The organism is Nocardia sp. NBC_01499 (assembly GCF_045040275.1).
In the GTDB taxonomy this organism is placed as follows: domain Bacteria; phylum Actinomycetota; class Actinomycetes; order Mycobacteriales; family Mycobacteriaceae; genus Nocardia.
The window spans coordinates 3,146,821-3,169,252 of record NZ_CP109426.1; the positions used below are offsets into that span (position 1 = coordinate 3,146,821).

General features: G+C 67.3%; 25 protein-coding genes. 13 read left to right on the forward strand and 12 right to left on the reverse strand.

Translation table 11 applies throughout. From position 1 onward, the window contains the following. Window positions 1-31 precede the first annotated feature (31 nt). The 3 genes from nrdI to OG203_RS14495 form a co-directional block, all read right to left on the reverse strand. Entirely contained in the window at window positions 32-499 is a 468-nt protein-coding gene (gene nrdI, locus OG203_RS14485; RefSeq protein WP_405166165.1) for a class Ib ribonucleoside-diphosphate reductase assembly flavoprotein NrdI, read from the reverse strand. Window positions 500-532: 33 nt separating this feature from the next. After that, a complete protein-coding gene (gene nrdH, locus OG203_RS14490) occupies window positions 533-766 on the reverse strand; it encodes a glutaredoxin-like protein NrdH (RefSeq protein ID WP_150407919.1) in 234 nt (77 codons plus the stop codon). Between the two features lie 413 nt (window positions 767-1,179). Next, on the reverse strand, window positions 1,180-1,749 hold the full coding sequence (locus OG203_RS14495) for an NAD(P)H-dependent oxidoreductase (protein ID WP_405166166.1): 570 nt from the start codon (window positions 1,747-1,749) through the stop codon (window positions 1,180-1,182). Between the two features lie 99 nt (window positions 1,750-1,848). Here OG203_RS14495 and OG203_RS14500 point away from each other — a divergent pair, with 99 nt between their 5' ends. Both OG203_RS14500 and nadE read left to right on the forward strand, forming a co-directional pair. After that, window positions 1,849-2,499 carry a TetR/AcrR family transcriptional regulator gene (locus tag OG203_RS14500; RefSeq protein WP_405166167.1) on the forward strand — a complete coding sequence of 217 codons (651 nt, stop codon included), beginning with the start codon at window positions 1,849-1,851 and terminating at the stop codon, window positions 2,497-2,499. Window positions 2,500-2,521: 22 nt separating this feature from the next. Continuing rightward, the gene (nadE, locus tag OG203_RS14505; RefSeq protein ID WP_405166168.1) at window positions 2,522-3,349 is read left to right on the forward strand and encodes an ammonia-dependent NAD(+) synthetase; all 828 of its coding nucleotides are present in this window, start codon (window positions 2,522-2,524) and stop codon (window positions 3,347-3,349) included. Here the strand turns inward: nadE and OG203_RS14510 are convergent. From OG203_RS14510 to moaA, 5 genes are all read right to left on the reverse strand, one after another. Beyond that, window positions 3,346-3,744 (reverse strand): DUF1003 domain-containing protein, encoded by a 399-nt coding sequence (locus OG203_RS14510; RefSeq protein ID WP_405166169.1) that lies wholly within the window; start codon window positions 3,742-3,744, stop codon window positions 3,346-3,348. The genes nadE and OG203_RS14510 overlap by 4 nt on opposite strands. A 101-nt stretch (window positions 3,745-3,845) precedes the next feature. After that, window positions 3,846-5,072 carry an RNA polymerase sigma factor gene (locus OG203_RS14515; RefSeq protein WP_405166170.1) on the reverse strand — a complete coding sequence of 409 codons (1,227 nt, stop codon included), beginning with the start codon at window positions 5,070-5,072 and terminating at the stop codon, window positions 3,846-3,848. A gap of 2 nt (window positions 5,073-5,074) precedes the next feature. Next, complete coding sequence (locus OG203_RS14520; RefSeq protein WP_405166171.1) at window positions 5,075-5,782, reverse strand: YciI family protein; 708 nt, start codon at window positions 5,780-5,782, stop codon at window positions 5,075-5,077. Window positions 5,783-5,863: 81 nt separating this feature from the next. Further along, window positions 5,864-6,106 carry a MoaD/ThiS family protein gene (locus tag OG203_RS14525; protein ID WP_405166172.1) on the reverse strand — a complete coding sequence of 81 codons (243 nt, stop codon included), beginning with the start codon at window positions 6,104-6,106 and terminating at the stop codon, window positions 5,864-5,866. Beyond that, complete coding sequence (gene moaA, locus OG203_RS14530; RefSeq protein WP_405166173.1) at window positions 6,099-7,157, reverse strand: GTP 3',8-cyclase MoaA; 1,059 nt, start codon at window positions 7,155-7,157, stop codon at window positions 6,099-6,101. Before moaA ends, OG203_RS14525 begins: the two co-directional genes overlap by 8 nt. Window positions 7,158-7,296: 139 nt before the next feature. Between moaA and glp the strand changes: the two genes are divergently transcribed. The 4 genes from glp (at window position 7,297) to OG203_RS14550 (ending at window position 11,163) form a co-directional block, all read left to right on the forward strand. Then, the gene (gene glp, locus OG203_RS14535; protein WP_405166174.1) at window positions 7,297-8,544 is read left to right on the forward strand and encodes a gephyrin-like molybdotransferase Glp; all 1,248 of its coding nucleotides are present in this window, start codon (window positions 7,297-7,299) and stop codon (window positions 8,542-8,544) included. 24 nt (window positions 8,545-8,568) lie between these two features. Next, window positions 8,569-9,654: a bifunctional molybdenum cofactor biosynthesis protein MoaC/MoaB gene (gene moaCB / locus OG203_RS14540; RefSeq protein ID WP_405166175.1), complete on the forward strand. Its 1,086-nt coding sequence runs from the start codon at window positions 8,569-8,571 to the stop codon at window positions 9,652-9,654. Further along, window positions 9,641-10,075 (forward strand): molybdenum cofactor biosynthesis protein MoaE, encoded by a 435-nt coding sequence (locus tag OG203_RS14545; RefSeq protein ID WP_405166176.1) that lies wholly within the window; start codon window positions 9,641-9,643, stop codon window positions 10,073-10,075. Before moaCB ends, OG203_RS14545 begins: the two co-directional genes overlap by 14 nt. Before the next feature lie 89 nt (window positions 10,076-10,164). Next, entirely contained in the window at window positions 10,165-11,163 is a 999-nt protein-coding gene (locus OG203_RS14550; protein ID WP_405166177.1) for an AraC family transcriptional regulator ligand-binding domain-containing protein, read from the forward strand. A gap of 21 nt (window positions 11,164-11,184) precedes the next feature. Here OG203_RS14550 and OG203_RS14555 read toward each other — a convergent pair whose 3' ends face one another. From OG203_RS14555 to OG203_RS14570, 4 genes are all read right to left on the reverse strand, one after another. Beyond that, window positions 11,185-11,376 (reverse strand): hypothetical protein, encoded by a 192-nt coding sequence (locus OG203_RS14555; RefSeq protein ID WP_378723561.1) that lies wholly within the window; start codon window positions 11,374-11,376, stop codon window positions 11,185-11,187. A 230-nt stretch (window positions 11,377-11,606) separates the two neighbouring features. Further along, complete coding sequence (locus tag OG203_RS14560; RefSeq protein ID WP_405167877.1) at window positions 11,607-12,650, reverse strand: CobW family GTP-binding protein; 1,044 nt, start codon at window positions 12,648-12,650, stop codon at window positions 11,607-11,609. Window positions 12,651-12,712: 62 nt separating this feature from the next. Further along, window positions 12,713-14,341 carry an N-acetylmuramoyl-L-alanine amidase gene (locus OG203_RS14565; protein ID WP_405166178.1) on the reverse strand — a complete coding sequence of 543 codons (1,629 nt, stop codon included), beginning with the start codon at window positions 14,339-14,341 and terminating at the stop codon, window positions 12,713-12,715. A 144-nt stretch (window positions 14,342-14,485) separates the two neighbouring features. Next, window positions 14,486-15,031: a sigma-70 family RNA polymerase sigma factor gene (locus tag OG203_RS14570; protein ID WP_405166179.1), complete on the reverse strand. Its 546-nt coding sequence runs from the start codon at window positions 15,029-15,031 to the stop codon at window positions 14,486-14,488. 222 nt (window positions 15,032-15,253) lie between these two features. Between OG203_RS14570 and OG203_RS14575 the strand changes: the two genes are divergently transcribed. From OG203_RS14575 to OG203_RS14605, 7 genes are all read left to right on the forward strand, one after another. Beyond that, window positions 15,254-15,625, forward strand: a complete 372-nt coding sequence (locus tag OG203_RS14575; RefSeq protein ID WP_405166180.1) for a hypothetical protein — start codon at window positions 15,254-15,256, stop codon at window positions 15,623-15,625. Window positions 15,626-15,652: 27 nt separating this feature from the next. Beyond that, window positions 15,653-16,402 carry an SDR family oxidoreductase gene (locus OG203_RS14580; RefSeq protein ID WP_405166181.1) on the forward strand — a complete coding sequence of 250 codons (750 nt, stop codon included), beginning with the start codon at window positions 15,653-15,655 and terminating at the stop codon, window positions 16,400-16,402. A gap of 254 nt (window positions 16,403-16,656) precedes the next feature. Beyond that, the gene (locus tag OG203_RS14585; protein WP_405166182.1) at window positions 16,657-17,349 is read left to right on the forward strand and encodes a hypothetical protein; all 693 of its coding nucleotides are present in this window, start codon (window positions 16,657-16,659) and stop codon (window positions 17,347-17,349) included. A 377-nt stretch (window positions 17,350-17,726) separates the two neighbouring features. Further along, on the forward strand, window positions 17,727-18,893 hold the full coding sequence (locus tag OG203_RS14590) for a transcription termination factor Rho, short form (RefSeq protein WP_405166183.1): 1,167 nt from the start codon (window positions 17,727-17,729) through the stop codon (window positions 18,891-18,893). Window positions 18,894-18,969: 76 nt separating this feature from the next. Next, the gene (locus OG203_RS14595; protein ID WP_405166184.1) at window positions 18,970-20,175 is read left to right on the forward strand and encodes an MFS transporter; all 1,206 of its coding nucleotides are present in this window, start codon (window positions 18,970-18,972) and stop codon (window positions 20,173-20,175) included. 54 nt (window positions 20,176-20,229) lie between these two features. After that, window positions 20,230-20,631, forward strand: a complete 402-nt coding sequence (locus OG203_RS14600; protein ID WP_405166185.1) for a PaaI family thioesterase — start codon at window positions 20,230-20,232, stop codon at window positions 20,629-20,631. A 220-nt stretch (window positions 20,632-20,851) separates the two neighbouring features. Next, the gene (locus OG203_RS14605; protein WP_405166186.1) at window positions 20,852-22,312 is read left to right on the forward strand and encodes an MFS transporter; all 1,461 of its coding nucleotides are present in this window, start codon (window positions 20,852-20,854) and stop codon (window positions 22,310-22,312) included. Window positions 22,313-22,432: the final 120 nt, after the last annotated feature.

Below are 22,432 nucleotides of genomic sequence, written 5' to 3' on the forward strand. Positions count from 1 at the left end.
GTGGCGTCCGCACCGCGGGCGGAAGACTGCTCTAAGCGAGCCGTTTTTCCGGCCGGTGCTGTCGTTGTTGTTGCCAAAACAATCCCAATCCCTCTCGGACGCGCTCGACGTCCTCGGCGGTTCCCATGAGTTCGAAGCGATACAGGTACGGCACCCCGCATTTACGCGAGATCACGTCTCCCGCATAGCAGTAGGTATCGCCGAAGTTCGTGTTTCCCGCCGCGATCACCCCGCGCAGCAGCGCGCGGTTGTGCGGATCGTTGAGGAACTTGGCGACCTGCCGCGGCACGAGATCCTTGTCGGATCTGTTCCCACCCAGGACGTGCCGACCGCCCCCATAGGTGGGGACGATCAGCACGAAGGGTTCGTCGACGCGCAGCGAATCGGCGGTGTGCAGTGGAATGCGAGTTGCCGGGAGACCCAGCTTCTCGACGAAACGGTGCGTGTTCTCCGAGGCGCTGGAGAAGTAGACGAGCGCGGCCTCTTCGGACACGGTCACCTCTCCTTTCGGAGGAACGAAAAGTGGAAGCGGTCAGGCCGCCACGGTGGCGAGCGACTTGATGCGGTCGGGGCGGAAGCCGGACCAGTGATCCTCACCGGCGACGACGACCGGAGCCTGCAGGTAGCCGAGGGCCATGACGTAGTCACGTGCCTCGTCGTTCTCGGAGATGTCGATCACCTCGTAGTCAACCCCGACCTTGTCGAGGGCCTTGTAGGTGGCATTGCACTGGACGCAAGCGGGCTTGGTGTACACGGTGACGGTCATTGGTATCCCTCTTCTCCTTGTGCCTGATCCACAGCCTGTGATCCGTATGCCGATCGTTCTAGCGACCTAGCGATGCACGTTCCGACCTTGCTGCGCAAACTCCTGGATCTGGACTCGAATCCCCTGCTCAGCCCCTTCGGGCTGGTGTTCGCAGAGCGGGGTGCCTTGCCGTCTTCCAGTACCGAAGACACTACACCTAGTGGCCGACAGATTCATCCAACACGACATGTTGCGAGTCACATTGATGAAATTCTAAGGCGGTAAGTACCTGGACGCTCGATTCGCAACCCGACACGACCGTGGTGCAGATCACAATTTCGTACCGTAGCTGATTTCCAGCAAACTCCCTGAACAGACGAAGAGGGCCACCTCCATCGCGTGGAGATGACCCTCGAGAAGACCGGACGCGAAGCTTACACCGCGACGAATTCGGCCCGAGTGGCCTGCACCAGCTCGTGCAGGGTGGCCGCGAGCTCGGTGAGCGCCTCGGCGTCTTCGCGCGGGTGCGTCGCGGCGAACCGCTCGCCGATCGTGGCGAAGTGCAGATGCGCGGATTCCACGACGCTGGCACCGGCGACGCCGAGCGACTTCACCGCGTCGCCATGGGCCCACTGCGCGGCGTTCGGGCTGATCGACGCGCTGACCACGGCGGTCGGCTTACCCTTGAGCACACCGGCACCGTACGGGCGGGAGGCCCAGTCGATGGCGTTCTTCAACACGCCGGGCATGGTGCCGTTGTACTCCGGGGTCACCACGAGCAGGCCGTCGGACGCGGCGACCGCATCGCGCAGCGCCTGGGCCGCCGCGGGCACGGCGCCTACGACATCGAGGTCTTCGTTGTAGAAAGGAATGTCGGCGAGGCCTTCATAGAGGGTGACCTCGACGCCTTCCGGGGCCGTCTGCGCGGCGGTCTCGGCAAGCTGGCGGTTGATCGAGGCGGCGCGGAGGCTGCCGACGAGAGCGAGGATGCGGGTCTGGCCCATGACGACTCCTGGTGTACTGAGTGGTGTGCTGTCCGAACTTTCACTGATGACTAACCGGACCGTGGTCCGATTACTTCCCGCGGAGATTGAGTGAGTGCTGTGAGCTACCCCACATCGGATGTCCCCTTGCCCGGGGAGCGTCCGCTGCTCGGGATCGGGCCGCCCCCGCCCGGCGCGGCCGGACCCGCCGAGCGCGCCGACGCGGCACGCAACCGGCAGCTGCTGCTCGACGCCGCGCAACAGTTGGTGCGCGAGCAGGGCGTCGACAGTCTCACCATGGACGCACTCGCCAAGCTGGCCGGTGTCGGCAAGGGCACCGTGTTCCGCCGGTTCGGCAGCCGGTCCGGGCTCTTGCTCGCGCTGCTTGATCATTCCGACCGCAAGACGCAGGAGGCGTTCATGTTCGGGCCGCCGCCGCTCGGGCCCGGCGCGCCGCCGCTGGATCGGCTGATCGCGTTCGGCCGGGCTCGGCTGCTCGATATCGATGTGGAGGGCGAGTTGTATCGCGCGGCGGAGGTCGGCGAGGCGGCGGACCGCTATTCGGGCGCGCCGTATCTGTTGCTCAAGACGCACGTGTCGATCCTGCTGCGGCAGGCCGGCATCCCCGGCGAGATCCCGTTGGTCGCCGACAGTCTGCTCGGCACGCTCAGTGCCGCGCTCGTCATGCATCAGATGGATGCACAGGGGTATTCCCGCGACCAGATCGGTGATAACTGGGAAGCGATCGTTCGTCGCGTTGTCTCGCGGTGAACTGACAGTAAAGTGGGCTGCCATGCGGAACCTGCGCGAACAGATCATCACCGAGTTGGGCGTTCAACCGAGCATCGAGCCGAAGGACGAGATACGGCGCCGGGTCGATTTCCTCAAGGACTATCTGAACGCCACTCCCGCAAAGGGTTTCGTGCTCGGCATCAGCGGCGGCCAGGATAGCTCGCTGACCGGGCGGTTGTGCCAGCTCGCCGTGGAGGAACTGCGCGCGGACGAGGTGGACGCGACGTTTATCGCGGTGCGCCTCCCCTACGGCGTGCAGTCCGATGAGGCCGACGCGCGCGCCGCTTTGCGTTTCATTCAGCCGGACAAGACGGTGTCGGTGAATGTGCGCCCGAGTGCGAACGCGGCCGCGGGGGAGGTCGCCTCCGCGCTGAAGATCGACAAGCTGCGTGATTTCGTGCGTGGCAATATCAAGGCGCGCGAGCGGATGGTGATCCAGTACGCGCTGGCCGGTCAGGAGAACATGCTCGTGGTCGGCACCGACCACGCGGCGGAGGCGGTCACCGGCTTCTTCACCAAGTACGGCGACGGTGGCGTCGACCTCACGCCGCTGACCGGTCTCACCAAACATCAAGGGGCGGAGCTGTTACGCGAGTTGGGGGCGCCGGACAGCATCTGGTCGAAGGTGCCGACCGCCGACCTGGAGGACGACCGGCCCGCGCTACCCGACGAGGAAGCCCTCGGCCTCACCTATCGCGAGATCGATGACTATCTGGAGGGTAAAGACGTCACCCCAGAGGTCGCCGAGCGGATCGAATCGATCTACCTGAACACCCGGCACAAGCGCACCGTCCCGGTGACCCCGCTCGACACCTGGTGGCGCGACTAGCGATCGTGCCCGGCCTGGTCACGGCGAAGAAGTTCGCTTGTCATCGCGTGGATCGCCCTGGTGAGCTCGGTGTTGGTCTTGAGTTCGAGTTCCTGCTGGGTGAAATCGTGGTCGGCCTTGATCTGCTGGAACTGCGCCTGACGGTTCTGGCCGATCATCACGAAGGTGGACAGGAAGATCGCCTCCAGCGAGACGACCAGCGTCAGCGTCGGCCACGGTGTCGCCTCGCCCCACACCATCCAGATGGCGAAAATGATGGCGTGGATGTAGACGAATTGCATTGATCCGGCGAATTGGGTTATCGCGTCGGCGATCCGAAGTTGCAGGCTGGCTGCCCGCATCTCCTGCAGTTTGAGCACAGCGGGGTGACGGGCGAGTTGCGGCGGTTGAACCATGTCCGATCGGCCTCCTCGGGCGGCGAAACACGTTGGCGCGCCGATGCTAACCCGCTACCGCGGTCGGACCGCGCGCCTCGCCCGGCGGCCAGCCGATTCCGCTACGAGGCCGCCGTCACCTCCGTGAGACGACGGGACAGGAAGCGGCGGACCTGCTCGTTGGACGCGCGGTCCAGCGCGATGCGGTAGTACGTCGCGGATTCCGCGTAGCGCCCGGCGCGCCGAAGCAGATCGGCGCGGGTCGCGGCGACGAGATGTGAAGCGGCCAAGCGTGGATGGTCGGCGACCTCGTCGAGGGCGGCGAGACCGCTGTCGAAGCCGCGCAGGAACCCTACGGCGATCGCGCGATTCACCAGAATGACGGGCGAGTCAGCGTAGGCGCACAGCTCGTTGTATCCGGAAACTATTGCGGCCCAGTCTGTTTGCTCCCACGTGGCGGCGACGGCATGGGCACCGGCGATCCGCGCCTGCGCAAGATAGGGGCCGGTGCCAGCCGCGGCGGCGGAGATCAGGCAGCGCAGTCCCGACTCGATCTGCGCCCGATTCCAGTCGAGCCGATCCTGCTCCTCGATCGGCACCAATTCGCCTTCCGCACTTCGCCGTTGGGCGCGACGACTGTCGTTGAGCAGCATCAGTGCCAGCAGCGCCCGCGCCTCCGACTCGTCGGGCAGCAGCGCGCACAACAGCTTGCCGAGCCGAATTGCCTCGTCACACAGCTCATCTCGGACCACGGTCGGACCGGAGGTGGCGAAGTAGCCTTCGGTGAAGACCAGATAGATACAGGCAAGCACCGCGGGCAGTCGCTCCGGCAGCAGGGGCGCGGGCGGTACCCGCAGCGGAATACCCGCCTGGCGGATCTTCGCCTTGGCTCTGGTAAGACGTTGGGCCACTGTGTGTTCCGGTTGCAGGAAGGCCCTGGCGATCTCCGACGTCCGCAACCCGCACACCAGCCGCAGCGTCAGCGCGACCTGAGACTCCGGCGACAGCGACGGATGGCAGCAGGTGAAGATCATCCGCAGTTGGTCGTCCGCTACCGGCGACATGTCGATCTCCTCGCTCGGCGCGGTCAGCAGGACCGCGTCCTGCTCCTTGCCGCTCCTGGCCGACTCGCGCCGCAGCCGGTCCAGTGCGCGATTGCGGGCCGCGGTGGTGATCCAGGCCCCGGGATTCGCGGGCACACCGCGGTCCGGCCAGGTGCGCAACGCGTCGGCGAACGCCTCCTGCACCGCGTCTTCGGCCAGCCCGATGTCGCCGACCAACCTGGCGACCGTGGCCAGGGCCCGGCCGAATTCGGCACGATAGATGCCGTCGACGGCCGGGACGGGCACGATCAGAAGCCGATGTCGACGATGCGCCGAATCTCCGAGCGTCCCTGCGGTCGCCGCGGAATCTGGGCCGCGATCTCGGTGGCCTCCGCCGGACTCGCCGCCGTGAAAACGTACAGTCCGTCGACCACCTCGGCGCCCTCGGTGAACGGGCCATCGGTGAGCAGCAACTTCCCGTCGCGCACGCGGACGATGGTCGCGGTATCCGGCGGCTGCAACGCCCCGCCGCCGCGAATCGCCTCGCCGACCTTCTCCGCGAACTGCCCATGTTCGAGCGCCATCTTCGCCCACTCCGGACTGTCCGGGGCGATCATGTCCGCCCGCGACTCCCACAGCAGCGCGGTCCACCAGTCCGCGCCCGGTGTGTCGTGCGGCGTCCACCCCACCATCGGACGCACCTCGATCGCGCTGTGCAGGGCGGACGGAATCCGCCGTGCGAGCTCGATGGCCTCATCCAGGTCCTGCACGTCGAACACGTAGAACCCGGTGACCACCTCGGCCTGCTCGGTGAACGGACCGTCGGTCACCAACGTCTGATCGCCGCTGCGCCGGACGTTGACCGCCGTGGTCGCCGGGAACAATGCCGCACCACCCGCGATCGCCGCGCCGGCCGCCTCCTGGAATGCCGCGTACTTCTCGAGCCCCGCGGCGAACTCCGGACTTCCCGGCTGAGCCGTCTGCTCGGTTCCCGCAATCGTCGCCAAGTAGTGCATGGTCGCCAACCTTCCTCGAACGGAAGAGCCCGATACCCTTCCCTACCCAGACGACGAACAACGCATGGCTTTCTCTACACGTCAGCCGCCCGCGAAGGGCGGAAGCACGTCCACCCGGGGCGTCAACGCGGTGTGCGGGTCGCGGGTGAGCTCGTCACCGACAAGATAGGCGCAGACCGACAGCATCTTGTCGAGATCGGGGCCGTACGAGGCGGACAGCGACGAGCGCAGGTCGGCGACGGTGGCGCCGACCGGGAGGTCGAGGGTCTCGCGGTCCTTGCCGACGGCGTCGGCGATGGCGGCGAAGTAGCGGATCTCAACCACCGATGGCTCCCATCGAACGTTCCGGCGGGACGAAGCCCTCGATGTCGATGCCGTGGCCCGCCCACTTGTTCCACATCGCGCCGCGCCACAGCGTGGCGAGTTCGGCGTCGTCGGCGCCGGAGCGCAGCACCTGGCGCAGGTCGTACTCCTGGTCGCTGAACAGGCAAGAGCGCAGCATGCCGTCCGCGGTGAGGCGGGTGCGGTCGCAGGTGTCGCAGAACTTGCGGGTGACCGACGCGATGATGCCGACCGTCGCGGGACCGCCGTCGACCAGCCAGGTCTCGGCGGGGGCCGAGGGGTCGGTGCGGCCGGTCGCGGTGAGCTCGAAGCGGGCACCGAGCACATCCAGGAGTTCGGCGGCGGTGACCATGTTGGTGCGGGCCCATTCGTGGTCGGCGTCGAGCGGCATCTCCTCGATGAACCGCAGCGCACACCGCTCGTCGAGACACCACTGGAGCAGATCGGCCGCGCCGGACAGGGTTTCGCGCATGAGCACGGCGTTCACCTTGACCGGGGCCAACCCGGCGTCGCGGGCGGCCCGGATACCGGCCAGCGCCGAGTCGAGCCGATCGCGGCGGGTCAGCTTGGCGTATCCAGCCTGGTCGACGGTGTCCAGCGAGACGTTCACCCGGTGCAGTCCGGCGGCGGCGAGCGCGTGCGCGCGGTGCTCGAGGCCGACGCCGTTGGTGGTCATCGCCAGCGGCGTGTCGGGCACCTGTTCGTGACAGCCCGCGATGATCTGCTCGAGGTCGCGCCGCATCAACGGCTCACCGCCGGTGAACCGGACCTCCTCGATCCCGAGCTCGCGCACCGCCATGGCCACCAGGCGCACGATCTCCTCGACGGTCAGCAGTTCGTGGTGCGGAATCGCGGGCAGGCCCTCCTCAGGCATGCAATACGTGCACCGGAGCGAGCATTTCTCGGTGATGGAGACGCGCAGATCACGGGCCACCCGCCCGAATCGGTCGAGCAGAAACGGCGTATCGGGGCGCCCGTCGAGCGAGGGACGCCCGGAACGCACGGCAGGAATCCCCATCTCGACCAGAGTCACCTGTCCATTATGACCTCCGCCCGTCGTTGGTCAGTCGCAGAAGGTACGGAATCGCGCACCGCGCGCGCCGGGAGATTGTGAGGTTCACACAAGCCAGACGGCCGATTGACCTCGATCAGCGGACGTTAGGCTTGCTCACATGAACCCTCGGCCCGCCAGCGTCTCGGCCCGGCCCGTCGATGACTACCGAGACACCATCGAACAGTTGTTGCGGCCGCTGGCCGCGCGCCCGGTCGAAACCGTCTCGGTGCCGGACGCGCTCGGCAGGCAACTCGCCGACGACGTCCGCTCGCCGGTCGATCTGCCGGTGTTCCGCAACTCGGCGATGGACGGCTACGCGGTGCGCGCCGCGTCCGTGGTCGTCGCGCCGGTGACGCTGCGGCTGGCCGGTGTCGTCGCGGCGGGCAAGGCCGGACGCACTCCGCTGCCGCCAGGCACCGCGATCAAGGTGATGACCGGCGCGCCGATCCCGCCCGGCGCGGACTGTGTGGTCCCGGTGGAGGACGCGCACGCCGACGACGGCACCGTCACCATCGAACGCGGCCGCAGCGCTGGGGAATTCGTGCGCGAGGCGGGCACCGACGTGCGGGCCGGTGACCTGCTCGCCAAGGCGGGCACCACCCTGGAGCCCCGGCATATCGCGGCGCTCGCCGCGGTCGGCCTGCCGACCGTGCCGGTGTTCCGCGCGGTGCGGGCGGCGGTCATCACGACCGGTGACGAACTGGTCCCGGCGGGCAGCACGCTGCGCCCTGGACAGATCTACAACTCCAACGGCATCGCGCTGGCCGCCGCGCTCACCGCGAACGGGGTCAGCGTCGTCTCGGTCGCGCACAGCACCGACGATCCCGCCCAGTTCCGCGAGCTGCTCGCGGACGCGACCAGGTCCGCCGATGTCGTGTTCACCTCCGGTGGGGTGTCCAAGGGCGACTTCGAGGTGGTCAAGGACGTCCTCGAACCGCTCGGCGGCACGTTCGGCTCGGTCGCTATGCAGCCGGGCGGGCCGCAGGGCCTGACCGTCGTCGACGGTGTCCCGGTGCTCAGTTTTCCCGGCAATCCGGTCAGCACCATGGTGTCGTTCGAGGTGTTCGCCAGGCCGATCCTGCGCGGTCTCGCCGGACTGCCCCACGTCGACATCTATGAACTGCCGCTGCGCAACGAGGTGGCCCGCTCACCGCAGGGCAAGCGACAGTTCTTGCGCGGCAAGCTGATTCGCAAGACACACGGCGATCTGCCTGCGCTGCACTGGCATCCGGACGCGGTGGAGGTGGTGTCCGGGCCAGGGTCGCATCTCGTCGCGAGCATGGCGTGGGCCGACGTGTTGATCGATATTCCGGCCGAGGTCACCTCGCTGCCCGCGGGCGCCATCGTGCGCGTGTGGGCGCTGTGATCCGCTGTGTCCCAGGAGAGTTCGATGAGTGAGTTGTCCCATGTCGACGGCGAGGGCCGGGCCAGGATGGTCGATGTCAGCGCCAAGTCCGACACCGTCCGCATCGCGGTGGCCGCGGGCGAGCTGCTGACCACCGCCGAGGTGGTCGCGCTGGTGCGGGCCGACGACATGCCCAAGGCCGATGTGCTGTCCACCGCGCGGATCGCCGGCATCGGCGGCGCGAAGAAGACCTCGGAGCTGATCCCGCTGTGCCATCAGCTCGCCCTGTCCTCGGTGAAGGTCGAATTCGGCTTCACCGACACCACCATCACCATCGAGGCCACCGCGAAGACCAAGGGGCCCACCGGTGTCGAGATGGAAGCGCTGACCGCGGTCGCGGTCGCCGGGCTGACGCTGCACGACATGGTGAAGGCGGTCGATCCGGCGGCGACGCTCAACGGGGTGCGGCTGCTCACCAAAGAGGGCGGTAAGCACGGACATTGGGTGCGGCCCGAGTCGGAGCCGACCGCTGTTCCCGCCGACGGGCTCCACCAAGTCAGCGGCACAACGGATTCCGCTGCGGGTGTCACCGACGGACCTCATTCACACTCCCACGCAACCGAATCCGCGAACAACACACTGCCGGAAGACGCACGTTCCGCGGTTGTCCTCGTCGCCTCGACCGGCACCGCCGCGGGCACCCGGGTCGACACCACCGGCCCCGTGCTCACGGAATGGCTTGCCGGGCTTGGCTTTTCGGTGCGCGGACCGCTGGTCTACGCGGACGCCGACATCACCGTCGGACTGGCCGACGCGCTGCGCTTCGAACCGTCGCTGGTGATCAGCACCGGCGGCACCGGCGCCTCCCCCACCGATGCCACCCCGGAGGCCACCCTCGCCGTGCTGACCCGCGAACTGCCCGGCGTCGCCGAGGCGATCCGCCAGCGCGGCACCGCGAAGTTCCCCCTTGCCGCCCTGAGCCGCGGCGTTGCCGGGCTGGCCGGACGGTCGGTGGTGGTGAACCTGCCCGGCTCCCCCGGCGGCGTCAAGGACGGCATCGCGGTGCTCGAACCGCTGCTCGACCATCTGCTCGCGCAAGTAGCCGGAGGCGGAAGCCATGACAACAACTGAACCAACCGTCCGGCTGGCCCGGATCAGCGACCAGCCGCTCGACGCCGCCGCGGTCGAGGCGGCGGTGACCGGGCCGCACTACGGCGCCGTCGTGGTGTTCACCGGCAAGGTCCGCGATCACGATGGCGGACAGGCCGTTTCCGCGTTGGAGTACTCGGCGCATCCCGAGGCCGAGCGCTTCCTGCACAAAGTATGCGCCGAGCTGGCGGAATCGGCTGGCCTGCCGGTCGCCGCCGTGCATCGCGTCGGCGCATTGACCATCGGCGACGACGCGATCGTGGTCGCGGTCGCCGCCGCGCACCGCGCCGAGGCGTTCACCGCCTGCGCCGCATTGGTGGATCGGATCAAGCACGACGTGCCGATCTGGAAAAGACAGCTGTTCGCCGACGGATTGTCCGAATGGGTCAATGCGTGCGGTTAACCAAGCCGTCACACCGACCCCATGACGAATCAACACGCCGAAGATAGCGTTTCCGCACACGCAGTTCGCCGGAGGCGCGGGAGGACGCGATGGGTACCGATCAGGTTTTGCTGCACCGGTTCGTCATCTCTCAGCTCAGCGCGGCCGGTCTCGATCGCGAACGGCTGATCCGCGAGACCGGGCTGCCCGAATGGACCATGGCCGGTGACGACGTGCACCTGCCGAGCCACACCTTCTCCCGGCTGTGGGAGATCGGCGAGCACGGGCTCGGCGATCCGGACGTCGCGCTGAACGTGGCCCGGCGCTACCAACTGCCTACCCTCGGCCTGTACGACTACCTGTTCTCCACCGCGCCGACGCTCGGCGCCGGCCTGGCGACCTGCGGGCCCTATGTCGCCGCGGTCACCACCAACCACCGCTTCGACCTGGTCGCCGAGCACGACGGCGAAGTGACCCTCTACCTGGACATTATCCGGGGCGAGGGCCGTGGCCGCGACCTCACCCAGCTGTGGGGCCTGGCCGCCGTGCTCAGCCGGGCCAGGCGGGTGGTCCGTGAACCGGTTGTGCCACTGCGGGTTTCGCTGCGGCAGTCGGCACCGGTCAAGGTGGAGACGTTCGTCGAGGTGTTCGGCACCGCCGCGATCGAATTCGACGCACCGGTGGACGCCATGGTCTTTCGCGCCAGCGATATGGACCTGCCGCTGACCACCAGCGATCCGATACTCGCCGCGATACTGCAGCCGCTGGCCGAGGCATTGCCGCCACCGCCGCCGCTGGCCACCGCCTGGCCGGAACGGGTCGCCGCCGCGCTGGCCGACGCGCTGGAAACCGGCGACGTCTCGCTGGATCACGTGGCGCGCAGGCTGGCCACCAGCCCGCGCACGCTGCAGCGCCGTTTGATGGAGGCGGGCACCACGTGGCGGCAGGAACTCGATCGGGCGCGCACAGCCCGGCTCAGCGCGGCGGGTCCGCTCACCAGGTCACGCCAGGCCGAACTCCTCGGCTACTCCGACGCGGGCTCGATGCGCCGCGCGGCCAGGCGCTGGACGGCGGCGCCACGCGGGCAACAGGCCGCCCGCTTCGACTGAAGCCTCACGGTTACTGAAGCCTCACGGTTTGAGGAAACGCGCCACGATCCCCCAGAACGTGGCGTCCTCGATCGCGCGGAAATCCCAGCCGTTGGCAATCGCATGCGATTCGGCAACAATGCCGGGCACGTCGAAGTCGTAGCGCGTGGCGGTGCCCTTGGCCTCCAGCACTTCGATCACGTACGCCGTGGCGCTCTCCAGCGAATCTGACATGGAAAACTCCCGTCGGTCGCAAAACGAATCGTCTCGATCATGAATCGGTGCGCCGACCCGACACCGCGCGCGGCTTGCTCGCACCCTTGCGCACGTGCCGACGCGGCGGGCACCAGGACAGTCTCATGTCCGCCCGGCGCCGCCGCTAGCACCGAACGCGCCAGCTTCGGGCCGAACGCGCCAAATTCGTCAGGGGGACGGCAGGAGGCGAAGCCGACGGGTGGGTGAACTCAGTGTGGCGTGTAGCGCCACACGCCGAGCATGGTTTGCGGGTCGAGCGGGTCGTCGTCGAGGTGGGCGGTGTCCTGCAGCCGTTTCGTCGCCACCTCGGTATCCAGGCCGGCGCCGATCAGCACAAGATTGGTCGTGCGGGATTCGCCGCGCGCCCAGTTCTCCGGCTCGAACACGAGATGACGGCCGACCAGGTGCAGCACGAACTTGCGGCGCTCGTCCGCGACGGCGAAGGCGACGAAACCCTTCGCGCGGAACAGGCCGGGTGGCGGGTCCTCCAGGAAACCGATCAACCGGCGCGGATCAAGGGCTCGCTCGCTGGTGAAGGAGACGCTGAGGTAGTCGTCGTGCAGATGACGGTGCTCGGTGTGGTCGTGATCGTGGTCGTCGAGCAGTTCGTCGAAGCTCAATTGCTCGGCGACCCTTGGTGTTTCGCGCAACGGCTCGTCGAAAAGCAGGCCGGGCTCCAGCCTGCCGTGCGTGGTCGCGTACACCGGTACCTGCCCGATCAGTTCCGCGATATCGCCCCGCAATGCGCTCAGCTGCGCCTCGGGCACCCGGTCTGCCTTGTTGACCACCACCAGATCGGCCAGCCGCAGATGCGTGGTCAGCTCGGGATGGCGCGCGCTGCTCGCCGGGAACTGCTCGGCGTCGACCACCTCGACCAGTCCGCCGTAGCGGATGCGCGGATTGTCGCTGCCGACCACCATCCTGATCAGATTGCGCGGCTCGGCGAGACCGCTTGCCTCGACCACGATCACGTCGATCTTGGCGCGCGGCTGCGCGAGCCGGGTGAACAGCTCGTCCAATTCGCTGACGTCGACGGCGCAGCAGACGCAGCCGTTGCCGAGCGAAACCATGGCGTCGACCTGCCCGGCGACCAGCATCGAGTCGATATTGATCGCGCCGAAGTCGTTGACGACCACGCCGATTCGGGTGCCTCGACTGTTGCGCAGCAGGTGGTTGAGCAGCGTTGTTTTCCCGGAACCGAGAAAACCCGCGACGATCACAACAGGTATCCGGTCAGCCACGCCGACCACCATACTTGGCCGGGAAATGCCGAACGTCACCCTCGTCGAGGGTGACGTTCGGCCGTGCGGAGCCGCTACTTGGCGGGGGCGATGAACTTGGCCGCCAGAGCGTAGGCGAGATTGATCAGCTCGGCGGTGACCATGTTGTTGTCCACGCCGAGGGACTTGGCCAGCGGCATCAACAGGGTCAGCACCATGTCCATGATTTCGCGGACTGACGACATGTCGCTCTGCTCACCCGGCACGGTTGGGCTCTGCTGGGTGCCCGGTGTGGTCGGCGACTGCTGGGTGCCCGGCCACGGCGACTGCTGGGTAAAGGGTGACGACTGGCCCTGCGGTGCGGTCTGCCCCTGCTGTGCCGGGGCGCCCGCTGGCGGTTCGGTCGACGCCGGATACGGCTGCCACTGCGTCGGATTCGACTGAACCTGCGGCGCGGCCTGCACCTGCGACTGCTCGGTCACCGCCGGCACCCCTGCCGGAGGCTCGGTCGAGGCCGGATGCGGTTGCAGCTGCGGCGAATTCGACTGAACCTGCGGCGCGAACTGCACCTGCGACTGCGGCTCGCTCACCGCCGGTACGCCCGCCGGAGGCTCAGCGGACGCCGGATGTGTTTGCAGCTGCGGCGAATTCGACTGAACCTGAGGTGCGGCCTGCACCTGCGACTGCGGCTCGGTCACCGTCGGCGGCTCGGTCACCGCCGGATGCGGTTGCCACTGCGGCGAATTCGACTGAACCTGCGGCGCGAACTGCATCTGCGGTACGGCTTGTGGCTGCGGCGCCGACTGCGCGGGCGGTTCGGCCGCCGCTGGCTGCGGGGCCGGTGCCCCCGCCTGCGGTTCGGCCGCCGCCGGATGTTGTTGCGGCACAGCAGCCGCGGCGGGCTTGTCACCGGTCACATTCGGCGTCACCGACTGCGGGCCGAGCAGGTAGCCGACCAGCCCGGTGGTGATGGCGATGGCGTGCTTGAGCTGACCTTCCTTGCTCTCCAGCACCGCAGCGTCATCGACGTTGGCGCCGTTGCCCATCTCGATGAACACATCCGGCACGGCGGTGAGCGCGGGCCCGGCGATGTCCTTGCGCGGCATCAAACCATCCGCGCTCGCGTACTTCGCCGGGAGGAACCCGGCGCCCAGGTAGGCGTCGCGCATCGCGGTCGACGCGGCACGTCCCGCGTTGGACTGGATCGCGTTGATCGCCTCGTCGGGAATCGGCAGCTCGGGAATGATCAGGTGGAAGCCGCGCTGGTCGGCGGGCGCACTGTCGGCGTGAATACTCACCGCGACGGCAGCACCGGACGCATTGGCGGCCCTGGCGCGATCATCGATGCAACCGCCCCAACCCTGATCATCAAGGCGGCTCAGCTTCACCTGCGCGCCGAACTTCTCCAGCGTGGTCTTCACCAACTGCGCCACATTCCAATTGATGGTGTGCTCGGGAACCCCGTTCACCGTGACCATGCCGGTGGTCTGACAGTCCTTTGTCCCGCCGCGACCGTCGCTGACCTGCTTGGCGACGTTCTCGGTATGCCCGGGCCCCTGATGGCCCGGATCGAGGAACACGGTCTTGCCCGCGAGCTTGTTGGCCAGTTCCGGCACCGCCGGATCGGCCGTAGCGATGACCGGAACGAACCCGGACAGCGTCACCGTGACCGCGGCCGTGACGGCGGAACAGATACCGGCCCTGATGATGCTTGGCTGTTTCATGTTCGGTCGGTGCCCCGGGACAGGGCACCCCTCCCTTCCCATTAGTAACACCAAACCCAGTGGTTCACTCTCGCAACGCGTGCCTCAGCATAGCAACCCCAGTTATTCAACCGTTACCGCTAGCGCGGCGTGTTCACCGGCGAATCAGGCGCCGCGCGGCAGCCTGCGCAGCGAGCGAAGCGCGTAGTGCACCCGCGTCTTCACCGTGCCGACCGGAACACCGATGTCATCGGCAACTTCCTGATAGGCCCTGTCGCGCAGGATCACCTCGACAACGGCCTCGCGCTGCGGGTCGGGCAATTGCGCGAGCAACTCCGCGACCAGCATCCCGTCGATCAAACCGTCCGCGAAATCGGGATGCGCGTAGCGAACGTCGCTGAGCTCGCCGACCTCGTCCCAGCCGGTATCGCCCGGCCGCGCGGCCCGCGAGCGAATCATGTCGATGATGACATTGCGCAGGATCGCCAGCAGCCAGGTTCGGACGCTGCCCTTGCTCTCATCGAAGAACCCGCATGAGCGCCAGGCCCGAAGCAGCGCCTCCTGCACCGCCTGCTCGGCCAGCCCGCTATCGCCCAGCGCACGCATCGCCCGCCAGTGCAGCAGCGCCCGGTCGGTCGACAGCACCGCGGCCAGACCGGCGTCGGTACATAACCCCGCGCACCGCGCGCCACACGATGTAGACCGTCGCACCGTCCGGACGGACTCGAGCCGAGCACATGTCATACCTCGGATATCGCGGCGGGACCGACCGATGACAACATCGTGCGCGATTTAATTATGCGTGCACACAAGAAAAGTGGAATGTGGCACATTCAGCCGTGCCGTCTGGTAGATCTTGGCCCCGGAGATTTGGGGATCTCCCAGGTCAGCCGCTGCGCGGCGGTTGCGGCACGATTCGAGGAGAACATCGCCATGCGTGCAAGCACGCTCCTGATCGCAGGCGCCATGACGTCCGCGATGACCATGCTCGGCGCCGGAACGGCGGCGGCCGAACCCGCGAATACGATGCCCGAGGACGGCGTCTACCTGGTGGGCGTCGACATCTTCCCCGGTATCTGGGAGGCGCCAGGCACACCCGACCCGGCACACGGCTGCGATTGGCGCAGGCTGTGGAAGGTAGAGGGCGACAACACCGATATGAACTACATCATCGGCAACAACTTCACCCGGCTCGGCCCGATCCGGGCGGAGATCAAGCCGACCGACGTGGCCTTCAAGACGGTGAGCTGCGGCCCGTGGCGGCTGCTTCCCCCGCCGCCGCGCACAGGATCGTCCGGCGGCTGACGCCGACGCCTCGCTAGGGTCGGGCCCATGACGAGGACCAAGATTCTGATCACCGGCGCGAGCGCAGGCCTCGGCGCCGCGATGGCCCGCGACTTCGCGAGCAGGGGCCGCGACCTCGCGCTGTGCGCCCGGCGGCTGAACGCGCTCGAGTCACTGCGCGACGAGCTGGTCGCGGCACATCCCGACATCACCGTCGCGGTCCGCGCGCTCGACGTCGACGAACATGTCGCCGTGCCTCGGGTTTTCGGCGAACTGCGCGACGAACTCGGCGGACTGGACCGGGTCATCGTCAACGCGGGTCTCGGCAAGGGCGCGGTAATCGGCAGCGGCCGGGCGAACGCCAATATCGCCACGGCGACAACGAACTTCGTGAGCGCCCTCGCGCAGGCCGAGGCCGCGCTGGAGATCTTCCGCGCGCAGAACGCCGGGCATCTGGTGCTGGTGTCCTCGATGAGCGCGGTGCGCGGACTGCCCGGCAAGAAGGCCGCATACTCGGCGAGCAAAGCGGGCCTCGCCGCGCTCGGCCAGGCGCTCAGCACCGAACTAGCGAAGTCGCCGATCGCGGTCACCACGCTGCTGCCGGGGTTCATCGCCACCGACATGGCCGCCAAGGCGGGCGACACGCGACTGGTGGTGCCGCTGGACAAGGGCGTCGCCGCGATGGTCGGTGCGATCGAGAAGGAACAGCGGCGGGCGTGTGTGCCCGCGTGGCCGTGGCGGCTGCTGGATGTGGTGCTGCCGCTGCTGCCCGGCGCGGTGGTCGCGCGCATCAGCTGATCCACGCGCGACTCGTTCAAACACGAAATAACGTGTCGCGCGCCACATTATCGGATGCTAAAAGTTAACCAAATGTCCGAATTTATGTTTCTTTAACACATTCCACTGCTATTTGACGTTTCTCTAGCGCCTCTCGTTACACCTTCGTAATAATGTGCGACGACCCTTTCCAAAGGTTCGTATTGATGGGCCGCGCCTGCTAGGGCCCCCTGATGGGCCGAAGGTGCTCCTGCTGAGGAAAGTGTTTGAAAAGTATGAGGGTCAAGAAGTTCGCTGCCGCGTCCACACTGGTTATTGCGGCGGTAGGGATCACGAGCGGCACCGCCTACGCCGAGCCTGCCGCACCGGCCCCCGCCCCGGGGTCGACCGTGCAGACCGACATTCTGCCCGGCATCCACTACACCGCGAATGTGGTCGACAAATCGGTTGTGCTGAAGACCGAGGCCGGATCGTTGACGACACAGGGCACGCAATTCCAGGTTCTGGATAATCAGGGACACCTGGTTGCTGGCATGCCATTGACCTACCTCAAAGACGGTATGGAATGGCCCATTGCGGCCCAGATCGACGGCAACACCGCCACTTTCACGCCTAGCACCAACGTGGCCGACGCCCACCCTGCCGCGATGCTCAAGCCGGTCGACGCCAAGGACGTCGCTGGGGTCGACTTCAACACCGCGCTGAGCACGGCCGCCACCCAGTTCGGCCTGGCCACCGCCATCGGCACCCTGGTCGGCACCATCGTCGGCGGCGCCCTCGGCTGTGTCGCGGGTGCGATCATCGGCGCGCCGCTGGTTGTTCCGACGTTCTTCGCCGGTCCGGTCGGCCTGTGCATCGCGGGCGCCGGTGTCGGCATCGCCCTCGGTGCCGCCGCGGGCATGATCCTGCTCGGCGTTCCGGTCGGCATCGCCAGCGCGGTCCAGTTCTTCAGCTCCGTCTACGGCTAAACCCAGCCCCGAACACCGCCGAGGCCCGGCCGGTGACGCTCCCCGCGTCGCCTGCCGGGCCTCGCTGTATCTACCCGCACGGGAATATCCCTATGACGAAGGTCGTTGAACGTGTTGCCGACGAAGGTGTGCAGCATCCGCCCGTCCGGCTATCCACACCATTGCGCGCCGAAGATCGAACCTGTACTCTCGGCCACGTCTTCTACTTGTGGATGTAGGTAGTTCTCCCACAAGAATTTCGAGATCCCTCCCTTTCCGACCCGGTCAACAGAGCCGTTCCGGAATACCTCCGAGGATCCTGCCCCGCGACGCGTCTCGTGCCGTCGCATTCACGGCTGCTCGCCGTACCCAAAACTCACTCCCCAGAAGGAAATCCCATGAATACCAACACAATCAACGACAATCCCACCGACGACCCAGCGGCCGAACAGCACCAGGCCCGCACCGTCACCGGCATCCTCGACCTCGCCGGTACCCGCGGCGTCCTGCGCCTCGACGGCTACCTGCCCGGCCCCGACGACATCACCGTGCCACAACGACTGATCCGCGAACACCACCTGCGTCGCGGCGACTTCCTCACCGGTACAACACAATCCACCGGCGACAACGGCAAACCCGCGCCGCTGCACACCGTCGGCACCGTCAACGGACAGCACCCGGACAAGATCCGGCACCGGCCCGATTTCGCCGACCTGGTGCCGATCTACCCCAACGAACGCCTGCGCCTGGAAACCGAACGACACGCCATGACCACCCGTGTCACCGACCTGGTCATGCCGATCGGCAAGGGGCAGCGCGCACTCATCGTCGCTCCCCCGAAAGCAGGCAAAACCTCTGTGCTGCAAGCGATCTCGCACGGCATCGCGAAGAACCACCCCGAGTGCGAGCTGATGCTCGTGCTGGTCGGCGAGCGTCCAGAGGAGGTCACCGACCTGACCAGGGCCGTGCCCGCCGACGTCGCCGCGGCCACCTTCGACCAACCGGCCCGTGAACACATCGCGGTCGCCGAACTCGCCATCGAACACGCCAAACGACTCGTCGAAATGGGCCGCGACGTCGTGGTCCTGCTCGATTCGCTGACCCGCCTCGCCCGCGCCTACAACCTGGCGAGCACCGGCTCCGGCCGGGTGCTTTCCGGCGGTGTCGACGCCTCCGCGCTCGCCCCGCCCAAGCGCTTCCTCGGCGCCGCCCGCAATATCGAGAACGGCGGCTCGCTCACCATCATCGCCACCACGCTGGTGGAGACCGGCTCGCTGGCCGACACGGTGATCTTCGAGGAGTACAAGAGCACCGGCAACGCCGAACTCAAACTGGACCGAAACGCCGCGAACCGCCGGGTTTTCCCCGCCGTCGATATCGGCCAGTCCAGTACCCGCAAGGACGAGCTGCTGCTCGCACCCGACGAGCTGACCGCGACTCACGCCCTGCGCAAGACCCTCGCAACCCTGGACAACCAGCAGGGCCTCGACCTGCTGCTCGAAGGCCTGCGCAAGTCCGAGACGAACGCCGAATTCCTCGCCCCGATGCGTGCCGCACGCGGCTGAGCGGCTTTCCGCCATCGATACGGTCGTGGCGTAAACCCGCCAGATCTCCGGCCGAACCGCTGCTGAACTTGGCGGCGTGACCACAGTTCTCACTCCCCCTCCCGAGGCGCCCGCCCGCAGCACACTGACCAGCTGGCTCGCCGTCGTCTCGGTGATGATCGGGATCTTCTCGATCGTCACCACCGAGATCCTGCCGATCGGCCTGCTCACCTCGATCGGCGCCGACTTCACCATCTCCGACGGCATGGCCGGGCTGATGATGACCATGCCCGGGCTGGTCGCCGCCGTCACCGCGCCGGTGGCAACGGTCGCCACCGGGCGGATCGATCGGCGAATCATCCTGTGCCTGTTCATGTTTCTACTAGTGCTCGCCAACGTACTGGTCGCTGTCGCACCCGAGTACTGGGTTGTGCTGGTGTCCAGGGTGCTGGTCGGCATCACCATCGGCGGATTCTGGTCCATCGCGGCCGGGCTGGCCGAGCGCCTGGTGCCCGCGCCGTCGGTGGGCCGGGCCAATGCGGTGATCTTCTCCTCGGTGCCGCTCGGCTCCGTGCTCGGCGTGCCGGCGGGTACCCTGCTCGGCGAGATCACGGGCTGGCGAACGACTTTCGTGGTCGTCGGGGTGTTGACGGCCGTGGTGCTCGGCATGCTTGCGACGTTCCTGCCGCCGCTGCCCGCCCGCACTGTCACTCGAGCGTCGGTGCTGTGCGGGCTACTTCGCGGCATCAACGTCCGATTCGCGTTGCTGGCAACGTTTCTCGTTGTGCTTGCCCAGTTCGGCGCCTACACCTACGTCACACCGTTCCTCGAACAGGTAACCCATCTCGGACCGGGCATGATCACGCTGCTGCTGCTGATCTACGGCAGCGCGGGCATTCTCGGCAACTTCCTCGGCGGCGCCGCGATCACGCGGCGACCGCACCTCACCTTCGGCTGCGCCGCGGCCTTGATCGCGGCCGCGACGCTATTGCTGCCGGTGCTCGGCCGGTGGGAGGCGGGTGCCCTTGTCCTGCTTGTCATCTGGGGCATCGGATACGGTGCGGTGCCGGTGTCCTCGCAAGCCTGGTTCGCCAAGGCGGTCCCTGACGCGCCGGAAGCGGCCTCGGTGCTGTTCACCGCCGCCTTCCAGGCGACGTTCTCCCTCGGCGCACTAGCCGGTGGCCTGGTGGTCGACCGCGGTTCGCCCGCCACCGTGATGCTGCTCGGCGGGCTCACCGCCACCCTGGTGATCGCCGCGGTGGGCACCCATGCCGCGCAACGGCGCACCTGGCCGGACCGATAAGCATTACCTCGCGGGTAATCGACCGGCGGCGCCGGATCGGGCAGTATCGCGATCATGATCGATGAGCCGGGCACCAAGCTTTTCCACCAGACCATGCCGTTCACCGAGCGGCTCGGTATCGAGGTGCTCGAGCACGGGCCCGAGCTGGTGCGCAGCCGCGTCGCCTGGGCCGAATCGCTGTGCACGCTGGGCGGCGTGCTGCACGGCGGCGTGCTGATGTCGCTGGCGGACGCGACGGGCGCGGTGTGTGCCTACCTGAACCTGCCGGAAGGCAAGGCGGGCACCACCACGGTCGAATCGAAGACCAACTTCGTCCGCGCGGTCCGCTCCGGCTATGCCACCGGCTCGTCGACGCCGCTGCACGCGGGTCGCTCGTTCATCGTGGTGGAAACCGAGATCCGTGATGACACGGGCAAGCTCGTCGCGAAGGTGACCCAGACCCAAGCCGTGCTATAGACCTGAGCCAGCCGATCCGCTGTCCGAAGGATCTCGAAATCCAGAATGTGGCAATGTATTTCGGATAGCCTGAGTGATGTTTGTCCGTACTGAGACACCCATCAGACGGCGCACCCGTGCCTTCTGGTTCGGTCTAGCCGCAACCGCTCTCGGCACCACACTGCACCTCCCGATGTTCTGGCAGTCCAGGGACATGGGCTATCACATGGCGGATATGCCCATGGATGTCAGCATGATCGTCGGCATGGTGCTGATCGTCATCGGCCTCGTTGTCACCACCTACAGCCTGATTCCCGTTGGCGCACACCGTGATCAGGTGTCGAACCTGCAGGTGCGCGCGCTCGACGACGCGCCGATCAATCGGGTGCACATCGTGCTGCTGCTCGCGATGGCCGCGGCCGTCACGATCGACGTGATGAAGCCGACCACGCTGGCGTTCGTGGTGCCCGGCGTCGCCAAGGAATACGGCTTGAAGACGGCGACCAATCCCGGCGGCGGCCTGCCCGCCGCGCTGCTGCCGCTGGCGGGCATCACGGGCACGGTGATCGGCTCGTTCGTCTGGGGTTGGCTCGGCGACCGGATCGGACGCAAGGCGGCCATCCTGCTGGCCGGGGTCTTCTTCGTCGCCACCTCGATCTGCGGCACCATGCCGATCTTCCAGCTGAATCTGCTGATGTGCCTGATCATGGGCATCAGCGCGGGCGGCATGCTGCCGATCGCGTTCACGCTGCTCGCCGAGACGATTCCGGCGCGGCACCGCGGTTGGCTGATGGTGCTGATCGGCGGCGATATCGCGGGCGCCTACGTGATCACCAGCTGGCTGTCGTCCACCATCGGCGACACCTACAGCTGGCGGGTGATGTGGCTGATCGGTTTCCCCACCGGACTGCTGACCATCATGCTGACCCGCTGGGTCCCGGAGTCGCCGCGCTTCCTGCTCGCCCTCGGCCGTCGCGACGAGGCCGAGCAGGTGCTGCGCGCCTACAACGCGTCCATCGTCACGGTCGAGCACTCCGAGCTCACCGTCGAATCGGGCGTCGACGGCGGGTACCGCCGACTATGGCAGCCGCCGTTCGGCGGCATCAGCACCGTGCTCGTGCTGGTCGGGCTCGGTGTCGGCCTGGTCGTCTACGGCTTCCAGCTCTGGCTACCGACCAATCTGCGCCAGCTCGGGTACAGCGGCGTCTCGGCCGATCAGATCCTGCGCGACTCGGCGTTGATCGGCGTACCGCTCAATTTCCTTGTCGCCTACTGCTATCACCGCTCGTCCAAGTGGACGATGGTGATACTGAGCGCGTTGCTCGCGGTCTCGCTGTTCGGTTTCGTAGCGTTCGGCGACAACGTCGCCGACAACAAGACGCTGCTGTACGCGCTGCTCATTCCGCCGATCTGGGGCGCGAGCTCGGTGGTCGCGGTGCTCGTTGCCTACGGTGCCGAGGCCTATCCGACCCGAATACGGTCCCGCGGAACTGGTTTGGCGGCGGGTATGAGTAAGGCGGGCGGCGTCATCGTGATCGCGCTCGTCGTGTTCGCCGTTGCGACGCCGTCGATCTCGGTGACCGCGCTCATCAGCGCGGTCCCGATGGCTATCGCGGCCGTCGCTGGCATCGTCTTCCTGATCGAGACCCGCCGCCGCTCGCTGGAAGACATCACCGCCGAGGAACTGCGCGTCACCGCCTGATCCACGGTCGATACCGACACCGAGGTCCTTGCCCGCCGTATGCTCGCCACCGTGCACTTCGACTGACCGGCACACCGCGCCGTCCGGCAGCAAATCCCGGACAACGCGAACAACCGCCAC